Source organism: Alishewanella agri BL06, from assembly GCF_000272005.1.
In the GTDB taxonomy this organism is placed as follows: domain Bacteria; phylum Pseudomonadota; class Gammaproteobacteria; order Enterobacterales; family Alteromonadaceae; genus Alishewanella; species Alishewanella agri.
This window is the reverse complement of record NZ_AKKU01000021.1, coordinates 13,015-33,791: the sequence shown is the minus strand read 5'-3', so window position 1 is coordinate 33,791 and position 20,777 is coordinate 13,015. Positions and strand designations below refer to the sequence as shown.

Sequence of the window (20,777 nt, the reverse complement as noted above, 5' to 3'; positions counted from 1 at the left end):
TCCTATTTCACTTCCGGTGGCGTTTCAAAGGTGTGATAAGGTGCCGGCGATGGCACCTGCCACTCCAGACCTTCGGCACCTTCCCATACCTGAGCCGTCGCTTTCTCACCGCCACGGGCACATTTCACCAATACCCAGACGAAAATCAGTTGTGACAACCCGAACAGGAAGCCACCCACACTGATAAAGGCGTTAAAGTCAGCGAACTGCAGCGCATAATCCGGGATCCGTCTTGGCATACCAGCCAGACCGACAAAGTGCATCGGGAAGAACAGCAGATTGACCGAAATCAGTGAACACCAGAAATGTAATTGTCCGAGGCGCTCGTCATACATATGCCCGGTCCATTTCGGCAACCAGTAATAGGCCGCAGCGATAATCGAGAACACCGCGCCGGTTACCAGCACATAGTGGAAATGCGCCACCACAAAATAGGTGTCGTGATATTGGAAGTCTGCCGGTGTAATCGCCAGCATCAGCCCGGAGAAACCACCGATGGTAAAGAGCACAATAAAAGCCAGCGCAAACATCATCGGCACTTCAAAGGTCATAGCACCGCGCCACATCGTTGCTACCCAGTTAAACACCTTCACCCCGGTCGGCACTGCGATCAGCATCGTACAGTACATAAAGAACAGGGTGGCAAATACCGGCATCCCGGTAGTGAACATATGGTGCGCCCATACCAGGAACGACAGAATGGCAATACTGGCGGTGGCATACACCATCGAAGCATAACCAAACAGAGGCTTGCGGGCAAAGGTAGGGATGATTGCTGAGACAATCCCAAAGGCCGGCAAAATCATAATGTAAACTTCAGGATGGCCGAAGAACCAGAAAATATGCTGGAACAGTACCGGGTCGCCACCACCGGCGGCATCGAAGAAACTGGTACCAAAATACTTGTCTGTCAGCACCATGGTAACGGCGCCAGCCAACACCGGCATCACCATAATTAGCAGGAAAGCGGTAATAAACCAGGTCCAGACAAACAGCGGCATCTTCATCCAGGTCATACCGGGTGCCCGCATATTCCAGATGGTTACGATCACGTTAATCGCGCCCATAATCGACGAAATACCCATGATATGCACTGAGAATACAAACAAGGCAGTGCTGTCGTTACTATAGGTTGTAGACAGTGGTGCATAGAAGGTCCAGCCGAAGTCCGGCCCGCCGCCTGGCATAAATAAACTCAGCAGCAGGATCAGGAAGGCAAAAGGCAGGATCCAGAAGCTCCAGTTATTCATCCGTGGCAACGCCATATCCGGCGCGCCAATCATCATCGGAATCATCCAGTTCGCCAGGCCGGTAAAGGCCGGCATCACAGCACCGAATACCATTATCAGACCATGTACTGTGGTCATCTGGTTAAAAAACTGTGGCTCGACGAACTGCATACCAGGTTGGAACAACTCTAAGCGGATCACCATCGCCATACTGCCGCCGATAAAGAACATCAGCAGTGCAAACACCAGATACATGGTACCGATGTCTTTATGGTTGGTAGTATACAGCCAGCGTTTTATACCGCTGGGTTTGTGGTCATGCTCGTGGTCATGATCATGTGTAATAGCTGACATTGGTTATTCTCCCTTGCCCTGCTGTACGGCGTAGACATCGGCAGCTTGCACGGCATCCCCGGTGTTATTGTCAAAAGCGTTACGGGTGTAAGTAATAACCGCCGCCAACTCTTTTAAACTCAGCTGTTTGCCAAAAGCCTGCATTGCGGTACCAGCCTTGCCGTTGACGATGATTTCAATGTGCGCCTGGCGGTCATTCAAAATTAACTGACTGCCTTTCAGCGCCGGAAAGATACCGGGTAAGCCACCACCAGTCGGTTGATGGCAAGCGACACACCAACCTTGATAAACTTTTTCACCGGTTGCCATCAGCTCCGCCATATCCATATTCATCGCCAGCAATTCGCGCTCGGCCGCTTTTTCGGCAGCGATCCGGCTCTCTTCCTGTGCCACCCATGCCAGATAATCTTCGGGGGTCTTGGCAATCACCACCACTGGCATAAAGCCGTGGTCTTTACCGCACAACTCGGCACATTGCCCACGATAAATGCCCGGTTCATCGACCCGGGTCCAGGCTTCGTTAATAAAGCCAGGATTGGCATCTTTTTTTATGGCAAAGGCAGGTACCCACCAGGAGTGAATCACATCATCCGAGGTCATCAGAAAACGCACTTTTTTACCGGTTGGAATCACCAGCGGCCGGTCAACTTCCAGCAGGTAGTTTTCACCTTTCGCTAATTTGTTTGCGATTTGTTCGCGCGGGGTGGCCAGCAGTGAGAAATACTCCAGGTCATGTTCCAGGTATTTGTAATGCCACTTCCACTGCGAGCCAGTCACCAATACCGTGACATCTGCCGCAGAGGTATCCTCCATCGCAATCAGGGTTTTAGTCGCGGGAATCGCCATACCGATCAGGATGACTACCGGAATGGCAGTCCATAGAATTTCAACCTTAGTGCTCTCATGGAACTGAGCTGGCTGCACTCCCCTGGCTTTACGATGGCGAATGATGGACCAGAACATGATCCCAAACACCACAGCACCGATAACACAGCAAATCCAAAATATGGTCATATGCAGGTCGTAAACCTGCTGACTGATTTCAGTGGCGCCTTTGGTCATATTTAAAGGCATGGATTTTGATGCGTTTGCCGATGCGGCAAAAAGCAGGGTCGGCAGCGACCAAAGCAGACAACGCGCGTTTGTCACTGTACTTCTCCTCTGTCATTTGCAAAGCAAATTGCAGAAACTAAGTACACAGAACTACACGGTTTTTTTACTACCCACCCAACCGAATCTATGTGCTATACCCTTCTTCCTTGAAGATACGGGGGTGTTAGCTGCCTTCACTTACCCCAGTCACATAGGACTACTATGTTCCTGAGGATGCATTCAGTTGCCGCCTACCCGCATCGTCAATGCTATTGGGTAAATAAGTTTCGCAATTTTATTCTTGTTATTGTTTTTTGGGTTGATTTCGAGGCTAGCGCTGAAATCAGTAGTGGCACACCTGTTGTTATTTTTTCACCAGCTACCGTCTAAGAATTGTCCAGGAATTGAATTATGTAAACCCCTAAAATGCAAAAGCACCGATAAAACCAAATGGTCATACCAGTGCTTTGGGGAAAATAACTTATTGAGAACAGGTGGAATTATAACCAGCTGCCGTTACGGATCACGCCAACTGCCAGGCCTTCCACGGCGAAATGCTGCTGCCGTAAATCGACTTTTATCACCTGAAAATCCGGATTTTCCGGTAACAACAATACTTGATGGCCATCGCGCTGAAAACGTTTCACGGTGACTTCGTCATCAACGCGGGCCACGATCACTTGCCCAGGCTGCGCCTGATGTGTTTTATGTACGGCCAGTAAATCACCATCCAGAATGCCGATATCCTGCATACTCATCCCTTGCACCCGTAGCAGGAAATCCGCATGCGGCTTAAACAGGTTTGCATCAATCTGATAGTGATCCTGTACATGTTCTGCCGCTAAAATCGGCTGACCAGCAGCGACCTTACCGATTAAGGGTAATCCCAACTGTTCCGGTGCAGTGTCATCTTCAATCAGCCGGATCCCTCTGGACGTACCGGGCAACATCGCAATCACGCCTTTTTTTGCCAACGCTTTTAAATGCTCTTCGGCGGCATTCGCCGATTTAAAACCCAGACGCACAGCAATCTCAGCGCGGGTTGGCGGCATCCCGGTTTCACTTTGATAATCTTTAATCAGTTGCAGAATTTCTGCCTGACGTGGCGTTAATGGTCTAATCATGCTGGCTACCCATACAGTATTTACTGTGAGTATATACAGTCTTTTTCAGCTTGCCAAGTTTTCTGCCGCAGCAAAATTTGCCTCACCGATCAGCTATGCTATTCTTAGCGCCCATTTTTTCAGGTCAGTAAGGTTATGTTGTCAGGCTTGTCGCTGTTTACCAAACTGTTAAGTTGGCCGATCCGGCTACTGGTAAAGTTTAAAATCGTACCGGATAATCCAATCCATGAGCTGCAGATCTGCACTGACCGGCCATTATTCTATATTTGCCATACTGAGTCCGCCTCTGATCTGGCGACACTGCGCCGGGTTTGCCGCGTCCTGGACTTACCTGACCCATTAAGCCGGGTCAGGCTGGATGAGCAATCACTGCCACGCACGCTGTTTCTGGAACAGCCGCATCAATTGATTGGCGGTCGAGGCAAAACCCGGGCATTACAACAAGGCCAGCAGCTGTTGGCCGCTCATCTGGCTAATCCAAAGTTGCAGGCGCAGTTAATACCCGCAGCCATCCTCTGGGGACGGGCGCCGGGGAAAGAAAACAGTATAAAATGGTTGCTTGGCGAAGCTCATGCCCCGAACTGGCTGGCAAAGCTGTTAATCGTACTGATTTCTGGCCGCCATACTCTGGTACGGTTAAGTAAGCCGGTCGACCTGCAGCAAATGGCGGCGCAGTTTGGTGCCGAACAGGAGATTGCCCGCAAATTGCTGCGCATGTCGCGGATCCATTTTTACCGGCAGCGGTTGGCCGCAACGGGTCCGAAACTGATCGGCAGAGCGCAGTTATTCAATGCCCTGCTGGCGTCACCGGCGTTAAAGCAAGCCATTGCCGACGAGGCCAGTAGTAAAAAAATCAGCTATCAGGCAGCGCAACAGGAAGCACGTAAACTGTTGCAGGAAATCGCTGCCGACTATCGCACCTCGACTCTGCGCTTTGGCGACCGTATTCTCAGCTGGCTGTGGCAGAAATTGTATTACGGCATTAAGGTTACCAATGCCGACAAGTTACGCGATCTGGCGCAGAAAGGTCACGAAATCGTGTATGTACCCTGCCATCGCAGCCATATGGATTATCTGCTGTTAAGCTACATTATCTACCACCAGGGTCTGGTACCACCGCATATCGCCGCCGGTATTAACCTGAACTTCTGGCCCGCCGGGACCATTTTTCGCCGCGGAGGCGCCTTTTTTATCCGCCGCAGCTTTAGCGGTAATAAGCTTTATTCGGCGGTGTTTCGCGAATACCTCAGCCTGTTGTTTATGAAAGGCTACGCCGTGAAATACTACACTGAGGGCGGTCGCAGCCGCACCGGTCGGTTGTTACAGCCAAAAACCGGCATGCTTGCGATGACCGTGCAGTCGATGCTGCGCGGTATTGACCGCCCCGTCACCCTGGTGCCGGTGTATCTGGGCTATGAGCACGTTATGGAGGTGAATACTTACCTCAGCGAATTGCAGGGCTCGGGTAAGCAGAAAGAGTCGGTATTTGGCGTGCTGAAAGCCATTCGCAATTTGCGCGATTATGGTTATGGCTATGTCAATTTTGGTGAACCGATTTCGCTGAACCATTATCTGAATCAGCAGGCACCGGACTGGAAAACCGAAATTAACCCGTTAGAAGCGCCAAAACCGCAATGGCTAAATCCGGTGGTCGCTAAACTGTCAGAGCAGATTATGCGTCATATTAACCAGGCGGCGGCGTTAAACAGCATTAACCTGATTGCATTGTGCTTATTAGCCAGTGACAAGCAAAGTTTGACTCGGCAGGAGTTAGAGCGGCAACTCGAAGTCTATTTGAACTTACAGCGTATGGTGCCATATCACGCGAATGTCAGTTTGCCAGAGCAAACGCCAGCCCAAATGATTGCACATGCCGCCAAGATGCAGAAAATTCAGTTAGCCACAGACAGTTTTGGTGAACTGGTGAGCCTGAGCCCGCAACATGCGGTGCAGATGAGTTATTACCGTAATAACATTTTGCATCTGTTTATCATCCCGGCGCTGTTAGCCTCAGCCGTGCTACGGCAGCAGGAACAATCACAACAACAGCTACTGGCGATGGTTGAACAGCTTTATGGTTTACTGCGTCATGAACTGTTTTTATATGTGCCATCAATTAGCAACTACAGCAAACAACTGTTACAACAGTTAGTGCAGGCTGGAATGTTACAGCAGCAGGAGCAACGCTTTCTGGTGCCGCCGCAACATAGCCGTGAGTACTTTATGCTGGATCTGCTGGCACATAATGCCGAACACACCTTGCAACGCTATGCCATGGTATTTAACCTGCTGCACGCGCATGGACCACTGCAGCGCAGTGAGCTGGAGCAGCAAAGCCAACAACTTGCACAGCGGTTGCTGACTTTGCATGGCATTAACGCACCGGAATATTACGACAAGAATCTGTTTGCCACCCTGAGCCAGGCGTTAAAACTGGAAGGTTACAGCCAACCGGACCAGGACAACCGGGTCAGAGCCACACCCGAGTTGTCGAAACTGGCGACCAGCGTCAATCTGCTACTGCGTAATGAAGTGCTACAGAGTATCTACAGCATTATGCCCCGCGACTAGCCGCCTTCATGGTACTCGCGAATCACACCTTGCTGAATGGTAGTCGCAACCAGTTTACCATCACGGGTAAAAAACTGGCCCTGCACCAAGCCCCGGCCACCTGAGGCTGCCGGGCTATCGACCGCGTAAAGTAACCAATCGTCAAAGCGGAAATCGTGATGAAACCACATCGCATGGTCGATAGTCGCAACCTGCATATTTTTCGCCATAAAAGAACGGCCGTGCGGCTGCAGCGCCGTCGGCAAAAAATTAAAATCAGAGGCATAGGCGAGCAGATATTTATGCACCCGATGATCGTCCGGCATATTGCCGTTAGCTTTAAACCAAACATAGCGCTTAGGCGCACTGACCGCCGGTGAGAAAGGATTCTGAAAATCCACCGGCCGCATTTCGATCGGCTTTTCACAGATAAATTTACTGCGGAGTTTTTCCGGGATCTGCGCCGCATGCTGCTGATAAAAATCTAAATCGGACACCAGCTCATCCGGGCCTGGTACCTGTGGCATCGGTAACTGATGCTCAAAGCCCTGCTCTTCAATCTGAAACGAGGCTGTCATGTAAAAAATCGGCTTACCATACTGAATCGCACTAACCCGGCGGGTACTAAAACTTTTGCCATCGCGGATGTCTTCTACTTCATAGACAATTGGCTTACTAGCATCCCCAGGCCGTAAAAAATAAGAGTGAAAGGAGTGTAATTTACGCTCTTCCGGCAAGGTTTCTTTTGCCGCCGACAATGCCTGCCCCATCACCTGGCCCCCAAATACGGCTTTAAAGCCCAGATCCTGACTTTGTCCCCGATACAAACCCAGCTCGATAGTCTCTAATTTTAATAAAGATAATAAATTCGCCAGTACCTGACTCATAAGCTAGCCTGTTTAGTCACCCGAAGAACTGTTATTCTGCCGTAAATGATGGAGTCTGGCAAAATGAACTATTGGTTATTTAAAACTGAACCCAGCGAGTGCAGTATTGATGATTTTGCGCGTAATCCGCAACAACCGATAGTGTGGGAGGGGGTGCGCAATTATCAGGCGCGCAATTACTTGCGGGACGGCGTTGCGCTGGGGGATCAGGTACTGATTTATCATTCCAGTTGCAAACATCTTGGTGTTGCAGGTATTGTTAAAGTGGTACGAGCAGCTTATGCTGATCCCAGTCAATTTGACAGCCGTAGTGTGTATTACGATGCCAAGGCAACAGTAGCTCAGCCGACTTGGGTGGCAGTAGATTTGGTTTACGTTAGTAAACTATCTCACCTGATAACACTGGACAAAATAAAAAGCTCCGCTAAGATGGCAGAGTTGCCGCTTGTACAAAAAGGCAGCAGATTATCGGTAATGCCAGTGACGGCTCAACAGTGGTGCGACTTACTGGCCTTACAGTAGTTCGCCGTGATCCCTTTGGTTTCGGAGCCAAAAATGCTAGCAATCCAAGTAGAAGAAAGGCGCCAGACGGACAAGGACCTTAATTATTTTTGGAATCAGCTCAATTTAGCGCAGAAGTTTTCTGCCGCAGAGTTGCAACGCTACGGATATCAGTTGCGATTTGTCAGAAATATGACCAGTGGTAAACTGGCAGTGTTAGATTACGATGGCAAGTTGGCGGCGATTGACCACGATGGTCTGATTGATACCGAGCCTAAGATAGTCCTCAGACACTGATTGTGACAGCCACAGCCGTTGTGGACTTTCTGGTTTGGAGCGACATAACGCCGGCAAATGCCGGCGTTATGCTTTGGTTAATTTGCTTGTGCCTGTTTGATATACTGCTGCACCTGCTGCTCCAGTACTGCCAGTGGTACACTGCCATTACCCAGCACCACATTGTGGAAAGCCCGCACATCGAACCTGTCTCCCAGCTGCTGCTCAGCTTCCTGCCGTAAGCGGCGAATCGTCAATTCACCCAGCTTGTAGGACAAAGCTTGCGCTGGCCAACTAATATAACGGTCAATTTCAGTTTGCACATTATGCATCGACAAGGCGGTATTCTCCGCTAAAAAGTCGATGGCCTGCTGCCGACTCCACCCCAGACTATGCATGCCAGTATCTACGACCAGACGGGCCGCGCGCCACATCTCATAAGTCAGACGACCGAAATTACTGTAAGGGTCCTGATAGAAACCCATCTCTAAGCCCAGGTATTCCGCATATAGGCCCCAACCCTCACCAAAAGCAGAGGTATAAAAAGTGCGTCGGTAATCAGGCAAATCGCCCTGCTCACGAGCCAGTGAGATTTGTAAATGATGACCAGGTACCGCCTCATGCAGCGTCAAGGCTTCCATTTCATATAAAGGACGCCGATTTAACGCATAGGTGTTGACCCAATAATAACCAGCCTGATCGTCCCGGGCGGCGCCAGAATAACGGCCCGTCGTATATTTCGGGGCTATCTCAGCCGGGACTTCGGTTACGCCATAAGGGGTGCGGGGCAGCAAATTGAAGAACCGCGGCAGTTGAGCATCAGCCCGCTTCGACAACCATGCCGCGTAACGCAGTAATTCATCGGCTGATTGCGGATAGAAACGCGGGTCCTCACGCAAAAAACGCACAAAATCCGCAAAGCTACCTTCAAAACCCAGACTATCGATCACCTGCTGCATCTCAGCACGGATCCGTTTTACCTCAGTCAAGCCGATGTCATGCACCTGCTGCGGTGTCAGCTTTAAGGTGGTGTAATGCTCCAGGCGGTTTTGGTAAAACGCGGCACCATCTGGCAAATTGCTGGCGGCTATATCCTGTCGGGCCCCGGGCAAATATTGCTGCACCATAAAATCATAAAACGCCTGATAAGCCGGATTGACCGCCTGTGTAATCAACTCAGCAGCTTGCTGACGGAATGACTGCCACTGCTGCTCGGCGATCGCATCAGACTTTCGTAACAGTGGTTGAAAAAAAACACTTTGTTCCGGGGTGGCAATATAAGACACGATACTTTGCTCGAAACCTTCCAGCACAATACGTGGCTGAGTGATCCCTTTTGCCAGCCCCTCGCGCATCAGCGCAATTTGTTGCTCCATGTACTGCGGCACAGCAGCCAAACGCTGTAAATACTGTTGATAATCCTCTGCCTGACGCAAATTGTTGCGCTGAAAACTAAAAGCGAGCGAAGTATGAAAGCCTGACTCAGAGGTCAACGGCATTAAATGACCATTAAAACGATATTGATCGATTTCATCAGCCAGCCGATAGCTGAGAATCGCATGATTAATCTTGTCTTGTTCATTCAGCGTTGTCAGATCAATCGCCAGTAATTGTTGTTGTAACGCCAATCGTTGTTGCTGTCGGGCGGCCAGGGCCGGCGCTGACATATCCGTCAGGGTGCCTGCGGCCGGAGTTCTCAGTGCAGTCTCGGCTTGCCAGATCTGAGACGCGAGTTCACTGAATGTTGGGGGCGTCGGCGCGGTTGATTGGCTGGCACAGCCTGCCAGCAGTAATACTGCCGCGAGCATGCTAAGTGGCTTTTGCAGTTTTTGCATCAGGGTTTCCTTAGTTATTTTTATCGATTGTACCTTTAACCATCCTAAGATACAGGTCGTTGGACCTCACAAAATCAGCACTCTATCGTGATTCTCACGCTACGGCTAACGCAGTATTGCTGTTAATTTAGACTATTCTGACAAATTATCTGGAAAAGATATTGCCTGTAATCTTTAATCACGTAGTATAGAACCGAAATAATAATAACATCGCGCTGATGGAGCCTGGTTGCCCGGTATGAAGTATAAGGATTCGTTGCAGCAAGCTTTGGACAAAGCTGCGCAGGTTAGTGCTTTTCTCAAGCACAACCAGCTCGCCGCGCATCCGACCAATTATACGGTTGGCTACGAGTATATCAGCGGTAATAACAATGAGCTTTGTGAAGCCATTGAACAAAAACTGGCTGCCAAAGCCAGGTTTGACGACTTTATTATGGCGGAGCTGTATAACCGCTACCTGCTACCTGAGCAGCAGCAACAAGAGCAGCTGCTTCGTGATGTTTCTGGCATGGTCAGCCGTTTGTCTGGTTATACCGATCTTGCTGCCGAAGCCACCGAGAATTTTATCGATCAGCTCGACCATACCGTTTTTAAGCTGGAACAAGACGCCCAGCCGATGCCGCCGGCATTAGCTGAGTTAAAGCAGGTTACTCTCGCCTATCGTAAACAACAGCAGCAACTTAACCAGCAGCTGGTAGTCGCTAACCAACAAAGCCATCAGTTACGGGACGAGTTGGAGCAACTGAAACAACAGCGCTTGCAAGATCCCCTCACCGGTTTATACAACAGGGTTGCCATGCAAAATCAAGTGGAGCTCTGGCTAAGCGAACAACCCGATCGCCGTATCGCTGCGATCGCCGTTGACCTTGATCACTTTGCCCGCTTTAATCAGGATTATGGCCAAACTATTGGTGATATCATCCTGTCCAAAGTAGCGAAAAAGGTCCGTAGCTACGTACAGGAAAGTGGTATGCCTGTGCGTGCCGGTGGCGAAGAATTCCTGCTGTTACTGCCTGATGTTGATCTTCGAACCGCAGCTGAAATTGCAGAACAGGTGCGCAAAGGGGTCGAAAAACTGCGCTTTGTGTCGGCGCGCGACAAAAAAAGCCTGCCTAAAATTACCATTTCGCTGGGCGTTGCGCTGTATCAGGCGTCAGAAAACTGGTACCAATTCCTGTCCCGCACCAATAATGTGTTACAGCTGGCTAAACAGCGTGGCCGCAATCAGGTTGCGAATGAGGCCATGCTGGCAGCAATTTAAATCTGACCGCATATTTTTGCAGCCTTTCTGTTCAGCTTGTTGGCTCAGCCAGTATTATCTTTTACACTAGCCGCCTGTTAATTCTAATCAGGCGCTGTTATGACTGAACCCAGCAACAACACTACCCACTTTGGCTTTAAATCGGTACCTAAAGAACAAAAGGTGGCGATGGTCGCCGATGTTTTTCATTCGGTAGCAGCTAAATACGACATTATGAATGATGTGATGTCGATGGGGATTCACCGCCTGTGGAAACGTTTCACTATCGATTCCAGCGGTGTACGGCCGGGCCAGCAGGTGTTAGATCTTGCCGGCGGTACCGGTGACATCACTGCGCTGTTCTCGAAACGTGTCGGGCCAACTGGTAAGGTCGTATTGGCCGATATTAATGAATCAATGTTAAACGTCGGCCGGGATAAACTGCGTGATCTGGGGTTAGTCACAAATATCGAGTTTGTCCAGGCTAACGCCGAAGCTCTGCCTTTCGCCGACAATAGCTTTGATATTGTATCGATCGGCTTTGGCTTGCGTAACGTTACCGATAAAGATGCCGCCTTGCGTTCTATCTTCCGGGTGTTAAAGCCCGGTGGCCGCCTCTTGGTGCTGGAGTTTTCCAAGCCACAAAGCGAAGTACTCAGCAAAGCCTATGATCTGTATTCGTTCCGCATTCTGCCATTTATGGGGCAACTGATCGCGAATGATAAAGAGAGTTATCAGTACCTGGCCGAATCTATCCGCATGCATCCGGATCAGGAGACCCTGAAACAAATGATGCAGGACGCGGGTTTTGCCGAAGTCAGCTACCATAACCTTACCGGTGGTATCGTAGCACTGCACCGGGGTTATAAATTCTGATGCTCCCGTTACTGCCCCAGTTAGTCTGCGCCCTGGCCGAACAGCTGAGCCGTAAGGCGATTGCTTTAGATCCGGCTTGCCAGCCCAAGCTGCGGCAACTGCAAGGTACTCAGCTGGGGTTTGCGCTAAAAGAACTCAAACTAACGCTGGTCATAAGCGCCGGTACCGATAGCTTACTTTTCAACCAGCACGACGAAGCGGTCGATTGCCGGATTAGTACTGACTTGGCCAGCCTGCGGTTACTCGGCGACCCCAGTCAACTCACCCGGTTAATTAAAAGCGATGCGCTACAGATCGAAGGCGATTTGCAGCTGGCGCAGCAATACGCTAATTTTCTGCAGCAACTTAATCCTGATTGGCAGGGTGCCCTGGCCGGCTATGTAGGTGATGCCGCTACTCATAAACTGGTACGGCTACTCCAGCAACTGCAAAGTTACTGTAGTCTGAAATGGCAGCAGCTACAGCAAAGTCAGATGGAGTTGGTGCAGGACGAGTTAAAACTGACCCCGGTACGGGCTGAATATGAGTTATTTAGCCAGGATCTGAGCAAGCTAACGGGCCGTGTCGAGCTGCTACGGCGCCAACTACAACAGGTGCAGGAGTCAGAGTGCGTTTAGGCCGCTTTTATCAAATCCAAAAAACCTTACTCGAATATGGCCTGGATGAATTGATCCCGGCGCAATGGCAACCCTGGTACGCCAAAGCCGCGCGACGTTGTTTTTTCTGGTTAAAAAACCGCTATCCTGAACAGCGGCCCGCTGCAAGACTCCGCCTCGCTTTACAGAGTCTGGGGCCGGTATGGATTAAATTCGGCCAGATGTTATCTACCCGGCGCGATCTGCTCCCTGCTGAGCTGGCAGATGAACTGGCGATTTTACAGGACAAGGTCGCACCCTTTCCCGGCGAACAAGCGCAGGCATTAATTGAAAAGGCATTAGAAATCAATCATATCAGCGACTTATTTACTGACTTTGCCGTCCAACCGCTAGCGTCTGCTTCTATCGCTCAAGTGCATACCGCCAAACTGCGGCTGGCAGACGGCACTGACACTGCCGTGGTAATCAAAGTGATTCGCCCTGGCATTCAGAAGCAAATTCTGGCTGATTTGGCCCTGATGGATAGCCTGGCAGCGATGGCTGCCAGGTTTTTACCAGATGGCAAAAGGTTAAGACCTCGCGAGGTGGTTTCAGAGTATCGTAAAACCATATTGGATGAGCTGGACTTGCAACGTGAGTCTGCTAATGCGATCCAACTGCGCCGTAATTTCGAGGGCTCTGACTCGCTGTACATCCCCTTTGTTTACGCTGACCATTGCCGTCACAACGTGATGGTGATGGAACGTATCTATGGCATTCCGGTATCCGATATCGCCGCGCTGGAAGCCCAGGGTACCAATATGGAGTTACTGGCTAAGCGCGGCGTCGAAGTCTTCTTTACCCAGGTGTTTCGCGATAGCTTTTTTCATGCCGATATGCACCCCGGCAATATTTTTGTCTCGCGTGAGCATCCGGATAACCCCAAATATATTGGGATCGATTGTGGCATTGTCGGCACTCTGAATGCGGCAGATAAACGTTACCTGGCCGAAAATTTTGTCGCCTTTTTTAATCGCGATTATCGTAAAGTAGCTCAGCTACACTTAGATTCAGGTTGGGTGCCTGCCCATACCAAGGTAGAAGAATTTGAAAGCGCGATTCGCACTGTCTGTGAGCCGATTTTCCAAAAGCCACTGGCGGAAATATCCTTTGGCCATGTGCTCCTCAATCTGTTTAATACCGCCAGACGTTTTGAGATGCAGGTGCAACCACAATTAGTACTACTGCAAAAAACGCTGCTCTATATCGAAGGGCTTGGCCGCCAGTTATATCCGCAGCTGGATTTATGGAAGACAGCAAAACCCTTTTTAGAGAATTGGGTCAGACAACAGGTTGGCCTGCCCGCGGTCTGGCGCCAAGTGAAAGAAAATTTACCGTTCTGGGCGGAAAAACTGCCCCAGATGCCAGAGTTACTGCATCGTTATCTGGAGCAAGGGCCGAAACAACAACAAGCCCTACTGCTGCAGCTGCAAGCTCTACAACAGCAACAACAGCGGGCGAAAGGGCAAATAATTAACGCTGTGCTTGCAGCAGCTTGCCTGATTAGTGCTAGTATAGCGCTCACTACACCGCAGGGTTGGCTGGCAATACCCTTAGGGATTGCCACTATTGCTCTGGCAATTAAAGCCTGGTGCCGCTAAGCGGCATCAACCTATAACTTACGAGGAACAAGACATGGGTTTTGGTGGTATCAGTATCTGGCAACTTCTGATTGTTCTGGCCATTATTGTGCTGCTGTTTGGCACGAAGAAATTGCGCGGTATCGGTTCCGATCTCGGCTCAGCCATTAAAGGTTTCCGTAGCTCAATTAAAGATGAAGAGCCAACCGAACCTGCTGTACCAGACGAAAAACCGCAGCAGTTACCCAAGCAGCAGGAAATGTCTTCCGAGACGGCCAAGCATAACGCAGCCAACGTTGAAAAAGATAAGCTCTGATTATGGGTTTCTGGGAATTACTGGTCGTTGCAGTGGTTGCACTGTTGGTGCTGGGCCCGGAGCGCTTACCAGGCGCTATTCGTAGTACCGTAAAAACAGTGCGTGGCATAAAACAGTTCGGTCAGCAAATGCAGGCAGAACTCAGCGACAATCTGCGGGTACACGAACTGCATCAAAAATTAAAACAAGCTGAGGAAAAAGGACTGGTCAATCTAACGCCGGAGGAATCGGCGGCACTAAAAGAACTGACCGAGGCAGCGAATTCAGTGCGCCCCCCGACTCAACCTGCTGCTTCAGCACTGCCGGAAGCCACTACCGGACCGGCTGCAATTACGCAAACACCGGCTAACGAGACCGTTGTAAAAGATGAAGACAAAACCCGATCCTAATAGCCTGTTAGGTCATCTGATTGAGTTACGCAACCGATTGTTACGCTGTGTCGCAGCGGTACTGTTGGTGTTTGTCGCCATCGCGTATTTCGCCCGTGATATTTACGCCTTGCTGGCTGAACCCTTATTAGCCGTATTACCGGAAGGCACCAGTATGATTGCCACTGATGTTGCCGCGCCGTTTTTTGCACCCTTTAAACTGACCTTTATTGTCGCAATTTGTTTGGCTATTCCCTACATTTTATGGCAGGTCTGGCAGTTTATCGCCCCGGCACTGTACAGCAGGGAAAAGCGCCTGATGGCGCCATTAGTCTTTAGCAGCACCCTGCTGTTTTATGCCGGTATTGCTTTCGCCTATTTTATTGTGTTTCCACTTATTTTTGCGTTCTTTACCAGCGTCGCCCCTGAGGGCGTAACGATCGCCACCGATATCAGTAGTTACCTGGATTTCGTGCTCAAACTGTTTTTTGCCTTTGGCTTATCCTTTGAAATCCCCATCGCCATCCTGCTGTTAGTCTGGAGTGGCAGCATTAGCCGTGAAGCGCTGGCCGAGAAACGACCGTATATCATTGTCGGAGCCTTTATTCTCGGCATGCTGCTGACACCACCTGATGTGTTATCACAAACCTTATTGGCCATTCCGATGTGGCTACTCTTCGAGGCGGGTCTTTGGCTCAGCCGTTTTTATCAGCCGAGTACTGATGACCAAACCCAGGAACAAGAACCATGAAAATACTGCTTTCTGCATCAACTTTATTGATCTTATTGTGCAGTAGCCCACTGCTGCACGCACAAAGCACCCTAGCCAGCCAGCTTGAACAATGTCGTACCGAGCAAAATGCCTTAAAGCGCTTAGTTTGCTATGACGAAATCAATACCCGTACCGCGGGCTCACCAGCACCACAAGCCGCCGAGCGCGCCCGTGCAGTAACGAATCCACCTGAAGATAATTTTGGTAAGGAACACCGCCAGGTTGCTGCCGATCCGGTCGATCAGCTTTACGCAACTGTGAGTGACATCAGTTTCAGTCCGCGTAAAGAGCTGATTATCACCCTCGATAACGGCCAAATCTGGCGCCAGAATGGCTCAGGGCAGTTCCCACTGCAAACCGGCGAGCGTATCTATATTAAACGCGGCTTACTCGGTGCCTTTTATCTGGGTAAAGACGGCAGTAACCGTACTCTGAAAGTGGTGCGTAGCAACTAAGATGCGCTGGTTTGATGCCGGTGTAAATTTGTTTAGTCCACAGTTTGCCGGACAAGAAGCGCAGCTCGTCACCGAAGCGCAGGCCGCTGGTATCGACGGCCTGTTACTGATCAGCAGTGATCTGGCAGAAAGTCAGCTTAACCTGAGTTTCTGCCAACAACACAGCAGTTGCTATGCCACCGCGGGTGTACATCCCCATCAAGCAGCACAAACGACAAACGCCTGGTTAGCCGAGCTGAAAACTCTGCTTGCCATACCTCAGATGGTTGCCATCGGCGAATGCGGTCTGGATTTCAATCGCGATTTCTCACCCCGCCATGCACAGCAGCAGGTCTTTGCCGAGCAGCTGCAACTGGCAGCACAATATGATAAAGCGGTGTATCTGCATGAGCGTGACGCCTTCAGCACACAGGTCGCTATGCTGCGCGAACAACCGGTTAGCCGAGGTATAGCCCATTGCTTTACCGGCGACTTAGCGCAATTAAAAGTTTATCTCGATCTGGGACTTTATATCGGTATCACCGGCTGGCTATGTGATGAACGTCGCGGCCAGGCATTGCAACAGGCGGTGACCTATATTCCTGAAGATCGCTTGATCCTGGAGACCGATGCCCCATATTTAGTCCCCAGAACGATCAGACCAAGACCCAAACGTAATACACCGGCGCTACTGCCCGCTATCGCCGCAGAGGTCGCCCGACTGACCGGGCGAGATCTGGCGACGCTCGCCGCACAGACTGTTGCCAACAGTTGTCGGCTGTTTCAACTTCAGGAGACGTAAATGCACAGTAATCGTTATTTCCCTGCCAGTCGGCCACGCCGGATGCGCGAACAGGACTTTAGCCGTCGCCTGATGGCAGAGCATAAACTGACTGTCGATGATTTGATTTATCCGATGTTTATTCTCGAGGGTGAGCAGCAACGTGAAAGCATCGCTTCTATGCCGGGCATTGAACGCCTGAGCCTTGATCTGTTGCTTGCAGAAGCAAAAGAGCTGGTCGCACTCGGTATTCCGGCTATTGCCCTGTTCCCGGTGGTGCCGGCAGCGAAGAAGTCATTAAACGCTGAAGAAGCCTGGCAGCCAGATGCACTGGTGCAGCGGGCAATAAAACTGCTGAAACAGCAGGTACCGGAACTGGGTATTATCACTGATGTGGCCTTAGATCCTTATACTACCCATGGCCAGGACGGTATTATTGATGATAACGGTTATGTGCTAAATGATGTTACCACTGCAGCGCTGGTAAAACAGGCGCTATCACATGCGGCTGCCGGTGCTGATATTGTTGCGCCATCGGATATGATGGACGGCCGGATTGGCGCTATCCGCGAAGCCCTGGAAGACGCCGGTTTCGTCAATACCCGTATTCTGGCGTACTCTGCTAAATATGCCTCCAGCTACTATGGCCCGTTCCGCGATGCGGTAGGCTCTGCCGGTAATTTAAAAGGTGGCAATAAAAAAACCTATCAGATGGATCCGGCAAATAGCAACGAAGCCCTGCATGAAGTGGCGCAGGATCTGGAAGAAGGTGCCGATATGGTGATGGTCAAGCCGGGTATGCCTTATCTGGACATAGTACGGCGGGTAAAAGACGAATTTGGTGTACCGACCTTTGCCTATCAGGTCAGCGGTGAATATGCGATGCATATGGCAGCCATTCAGAATGGCTGGCTGGCCGAGCAACCGGTGATTATGGAGTCGTTACTGGCGTTTAAACGCGCCGGCGCCGACGGCATCTTGACCTACTTCGCCAAAAAAGTTGCGATTTGGTTAAAACAGGGCGCCTGACGGCAGCACCTTAGTTAATAGTCAGTACCCAGCCAGCCTGCTGCTGGTACTGCACTTCCTGCTCCAGCTCCGCCCGCATCAGCGGGTGTTGCTCGAGCCAGCCCGCCGGTAAACTCAAATTCAAACACTCGTTGTGTACTGACAGTCTGACTTGCGGCAAAGCCTCGTGCCGGCGACGCATCGATAAAATTACGGCTAAACGCAGGATCCGCGTGAGGCGCCCAGCCAACATCACTGACGTCATGGTTTGTCTGGCTAATACTTCCGGCATTATCTCTGCACGGTGATTATGCACCAATGCCATTACCAGTTGCTGCTGCGCCCGGGTAAAACCCGGCAAATCTGAGTGGCTGATAATATAAGCACCATGATGGTGGTGATTCTTGTATTCAATGAGCAGCCCAAGTTCATGCAGCATGGCGCTGCTACGCAACATACTCATGCCTTCAAACTTTTGCAGATCCCAGCGATTTTGCAGCTGTGTTGCCAGCTCCAGCGCCATCTCCGCAACGCGCTCTGCATGTTGCCGATCGATAAAATAGCGAATCATCAGGCTGTTAACGGTCCGGTGCCGCACATTAGTATCCTGCAACTGCGGCAACATACTGTACAACACACCCTCACGCAGCGCGCCGCCGGACAGCGTCATTCCCTGAATATCGAGTTGCCGGAACAAGGCAATTAGGATCGCCAGCCCGGACGGAAAAACTTGCTTGCGCTCTTGTGCTAAACCGGTAATGTTCAAGCGCTCCAGATGAACGCAGGCAATGACTTGCTGCATAATATCATCCAGTTTTTGTAGCGTAATGACTTCGTCCTTACCTTGCGCAACCAGGATTTCCTGCACCGCCTGGACGGTACCGGACGCCCCGACCGCCAACTGCCAACTCTCCTGCCGGAATCGGGTCGTTATCGTCTGGGTCTCTGACTCTGCTGCACTGATTGCTGCCAGAAAGTTCTGCTCCGTCAGCTCCTGATCAGCAAAATAGCGCTCTAAATAGGTGACACAACCCATATTCAGGCTGGCCAACACCTTAGGCGTAAAACCCTGACCAATGACCATCTCGGTACTGGCGCCCCCGATATCAATCACCAACCGGTTACTGTCACTGTTTGAGGTATGGGCGACACCGAGATAAATGATTCGCGCTTCGTCTTCGCCGCTAATCACTTGCACTTGCTGACCAAGAATGGCTTCTGCTTCTTTTAGAAAGGTGGCAACATTGCGGGCTAAGCGCAGTGTTGCGGTACCAACGATACGGATATTTTGCGCGGGGATATCTTGCAGTCGCTCTGCGAATAATGCCAGGCATTCCCAACCGCGCTTCATCGCTTTGTGGCTTAACACTAAGCTATCATTTAATCCGGCCGCCAGGCGGACTTTACGTTTAACCCGGCCAATCACCTGTACCGAGCCACCGACGACCTTGACCATTAGCATATGGAAACTGTTGGAGCCGAGATCAATTACCGCATAGATATCACTATGCGGTACGGTAGCAGAGGGTGAATGCTCTGATTTAACGAGGTCGGCTTCGCGGAGATCTTGGGCCATTACTTGTACGTCCGCTACTACTTCTGCCTCCGGTGCGAGCTTGTCCGGGACGTCTTCTGATCCTGGGTTTAGGTGGGGTCAGATCCGTCAGTAACGCTGTTACATCATATTGGGTAACGGCAATAGGATGTTTGATATAGTCTTCAATCGCTGTCAGGTTTAATGCGTAGCGTTCACAGGCAAAACTGATCGCCTTACCACTCTCGCCGGCACGACCAGTTCGGCCAATACGATGTACATAGTCTTCGCAGTCATCCGGCAAATCATAGTTAAAAACATGGCTGACTTTCGGGATGTGCAAACCACGGGCGGCAACATCGGTCGCCACCAGAATATCCAGTTTGCCGGTAGTAAAATCATCGAGGATTTTCAGCCGTTTTTTCTGGATCACATCACCGGTTAATAAGCCAACCCGATGGCCGTCGGCGTCTAACCAATGATAGACATCTTCACAGGCATGCTTGGTATTAGCAAACACAATGGCTTTATCCGGCCATTCTTCTTCCAACAGCGTTAGCAACAGCGGCATCTTATGTTCATGCGCCGGATAGAACAGTTCTTCACTGATCCGGCTACCGGTCATTTCTTCCGGCGCGATATGGATATGTACCGGCTGATTCATCTTCTCAAACGCCAGTTCCTGCACTTTATAGGACAGCGTCGCAGAAAATAATAAACTTAGACGTTCAGTCGCTGGCGGCATCCGGTTAAACATAAAGCGGATATCTTTGATAAAGCCAAGATCAAACATCCGATCCGCTTCATCCAGCACCACGACCTGGATTTGCGACAAATCGTACAAGCCTTGTTTCAGGTAATCGATCAGCCGGCCAGTAGTGCCAATTAAAATATCTACGCCCTGCTCCAGCGCCTGGCGTTGAGAATCGTAGCCTTCGCCCCCATAAATCAAACCAAGTCGCAGATTGGATTTTTGCGCCAGCATTACGGCATCATTATGGATCTGAACCGCCAGTTCCCGCGTAGGAGCCATTATAATGGCACGCGGTTGACCGGAGCCTTTGGGCTCATGGGTTAACAGATAATGGAAGGTTGCCGTTAAGAAAGCCAGTGTTTTACCCGTGCCGGTTTGTGCCTGTCCGGCAATATCTTTACCGGCCAGCGCCAGAGGTAAACATTGGGCTTGAATTGGCGTACAATAACCGTAACCTTGCGCGTTTAACGCGTCAAGAACCTGAGGTGCCAATGCGAAATCGGCGAATTTATGCGATGTTAAGTGTGTTTTATTCATACCTGCCTAGCATAACTGTTACGCTTGCAATAAGAAACAGCCGCGATTAAATTGATAATAGATATTTGCAGTGTAACTGCACAGCCTGAACGGA

The 20,777-nt window shown here is 50.5% G+C and carries 20 protein-coding genes; 13 read left to right on the top strand and 7 right to left on the bottom strand.

Annotated elements, in window-relative coordinates; all coding sequences use genetic code 11:
• Window positions 1-2: 2 nt before the first annotated feature.
• The 3 genes from ctaD to lexA form a co-directional block, all read right to left on the bottom strand.
• Window positions 3-1,583, bottom strand: coding sequence for a cytochrome c oxidase subunit I (gene ctaD, locus AGRI_RS11750; protein WP_008985154.1), 1,581 nt, complete (start codon window positions 1,581-1,583; stop codon window positions 3-5).
• 3 nt (window positions 1,584-1,586) lie between these two features.
• Window positions 1,587-2,657 (bottom strand): cytochrome c oxidase subunit II, encoded by a 1,071-nt coding sequence (gene coxB, locus AGRI_RS11745; protein WP_008985153.1) that lies wholly within the window; start codon window positions 2,655-2,657, stop codon window positions 1,587-1,589.
• Between the two features lie 518 nt (window positions 2,658-3,175).
• Window positions 3,176-3,796, bottom strand: a complete 621-nt coding sequence (gene lexA, locus AGRI_RS11740; protein WP_040291913.1) for a transcriptional repressor LexA — start codon at window positions 3,794-3,796, stop codon at window positions 3,176-3,178.
• Between the two features lie 138 nt (window positions 3,797-3,934).
• Between lexA and plsB the strand changes: the two genes are divergently transcribed.
• A complete protein-coding gene (plsB, locus tag AGRI_RS11735) occupies window positions 3,935-6,370 on the top strand; it encodes a glycerol-3-phosphate 1-O-acyltransferase PlsB (protein ID WP_008985151.1) in 2,436 nt (811 codons plus the stop codon).
• Here plsB and tesB read toward each other — a convergent pair.
• Entirely contained in the window at window positions 6,367-7,236 is an 870-nt protein-coding gene (gene tesB / locus AGRI_RS11730) for an acyl-CoA thioesterase II (RefSeq protein WP_008985150.1), read from the bottom strand. The genes plsB and tesB overlap by 4 nt on opposite strands.
• Before the next feature lie 63 nt (window positions 7,237-7,299).
• Between tesB and AGRI_RS11725 the strand changes: the two genes are divergently transcribed.
• Both AGRI_RS11725 and AGRI_RS11720 read left to right on the top strand, forming a co-directional pair.
• A complete protein-coding gene (locus AGRI_RS11725; protein WP_008985149.1) occupies window positions 7,300-7,758 on the top strand; it encodes an EVE domain-containing protein in 459 nt (152 codons plus the stop codon).
• A gap of 33 nt (window positions 7,759-7,791) precedes the next feature.
• Entirely contained in the window at window positions 7,792-8,034 is a 243-nt protein-coding gene (locus AGRI_RS11720; protein WP_008985148.1) for a hypothetical protein, read from the top strand.
• 77 nt (window positions 8,035-8,111) lie between these two features.
• On the opposite strand, the gene AGRI_RS11715 is transcribed toward AGRI_RS11720, so the two are convergent.
• Window positions 8,112-9,848 carry a DUF885 domain-containing protein gene (locus tag AGRI_RS11715; RefSeq protein ID WP_008985147.1) on the bottom strand — a complete coding sequence of 579 codons (1,737 nt, stop codon included), beginning with the start codon at window positions 9,846-9,848 and terminating at the stop codon, window positions 8,112-8,114.
• 238 nt (window positions 9,849-10,086) lie between these two features.
• On the opposite strand from AGRI_RS11715, the gene AGRI_RS11710 reads away from it, so the two are divergent.
• The 10 genes from AGRI_RS11710 to hemB all read left to right on the top strand — a co-directional run bounded on the left by AGRI_RS11710 (window position 10,087) and on the right by hemB (window position 17,879).
• On the top strand, window positions 10,087-11,109 hold the full coding sequence (locus AGRI_RS11710; protein ID WP_008985146.1) for a GGDEF domain-containing protein: 1,023 nt from the start codon (window positions 10,087-10,089) through the stop codon (window positions 11,107-11,109).
• Window positions 11,110-11,208: 99 nt separating this feature from the next.
• Complete coding sequence (gene ubiE / locus AGRI_RS11705; protein WP_008985145.1) at window positions 11,209-11,964, top strand: bifunctional demethylmenaquinone methyltransferase/2-methoxy-6-polyprenyl-1,4-benzoquinol methylase UbiE; 756 nt, start codon at window positions 11,209-11,211, stop codon at window positions 11,962-11,964.
• On the top strand, window positions 11,964-12,581 hold the full coding sequence (locus tag AGRI_RS11700; protein WP_008985144.1) for a ubiquinone biosynthesis accessory factor UbiJ: 618 nt from the start codon (window positions 11,964-11,966) through the stop codon (window positions 12,579-12,581). Before ubiE ends, AGRI_RS11700 begins: the two co-directional genes overlap by 1 nt.
• A complete protein-coding gene (ubiB, locus tag AGRI_RS11695) occupies window positions 12,572-14,200 on the top strand; it encodes a ubiquinone biosynthesis regulatory protein kinase UbiB (RefSeq protein WP_008985143.1) in 1,629 nt (542 codons plus the stop codon). The genes AGRI_RS11700 and ubiB overlap by 10 nt, the downstream gene beginning before the upstream one ends.
• A 34-nt stretch (window positions 14,201-14,234) precedes the next feature.
• Window positions 14,235-14,495 (top strand): twin-arginine translocase TatA/TatE family subunit, encoded by a 261-nt coding sequence (gene tatA / locus AGRI_RS11690; protein ID WP_008985142.1) that lies wholly within the window; start codon window positions 14,235-14,237, stop codon window positions 14,493-14,495.
• A gap of 2 nt (window positions 14,496-14,497) precedes the next feature.
• Window positions 14,498-14,884, top strand: coding sequence for a Sec-independent protein translocase protein TatB (tatB, locus tag AGRI_RS11685; protein WP_008985141.1), 387 nt, complete (start codon window positions 14,498-14,500; stop codon window positions 14,882-14,884).
• A complete protein-coding gene (gene tatC, locus AGRI_RS11680) occupies window positions 14,862-15,614 on the top strand; it encodes a twin-arginine translocase subunit TatC (protein ID WP_008985140.1) in 753 nt (250 codons plus the stop codon). Before tatB ends, tatC begins: the two co-directional genes overlap by 23 nt.
• A complete protein-coding gene (locus AGRI_RS11675; protein WP_008985139.1) occupies window positions 15,611-16,090 on the top strand; it encodes a hypothetical protein in 480 nt (159 codons plus the stop codon). Before tatC ends, AGRI_RS11675 begins: the two co-directional genes overlap by 4 nt.
• Before the next feature lies 1 nt (window position 16,091).
• Window positions 16,092-16,871, top strand: coding sequence for a TatD family hydrolase (locus AGRI_RS11670; protein WP_008985138.1), 780 nt, complete (start codon window positions 16,092-16,094; stop codon window positions 16,869-16,871).
• Window positions 16,872-17,879 carry a porphobilinogen synthase gene (gene hemB, locus AGRI_RS11665; protein ID WP_008985137.1) on the top strand — a complete coding sequence of 336 codons (1,008 nt, stop codon included), beginning with the start codon at window positions 16,872-16,874 and terminating at the stop codon, window positions 17,877-17,879.
• Between the two features lie 10 nt (window positions 17,880-17,889).
• Here the strand turns inward: hemB and gppA are convergent, their stop codons facing one another.
• Window positions 17,890-19,434 (bottom strand): guanosine-5'-triphosphate,3'-diphosphate diphosphatase, encoded by a 1,545-nt coding sequence (gppA, locus tag AGRI_RS11660; protein WP_008985136.1) that lies wholly within the window; start codon window positions 19,432-19,434, stop codon window positions 17,890-17,892.
• Window positions 19,400-20,683 carry an ATP-dependent RNA helicase RhlB gene (gene rhlB, locus AGRI_RS11655; RefSeq protein WP_008985135.1) on the bottom strand — a complete coding sequence of 428 codons (1,284 nt, stop codon included), beginning with the start codon at window positions 20,681-20,683 and terminating at the stop codon, window positions 19,400-19,402. Before rhlB ends, gppA begins: the two co-directional genes overlap by 35 nt.
• Between the last annotated feature and the right edge of the window lie 94 nt (window positions 20,684-20,777).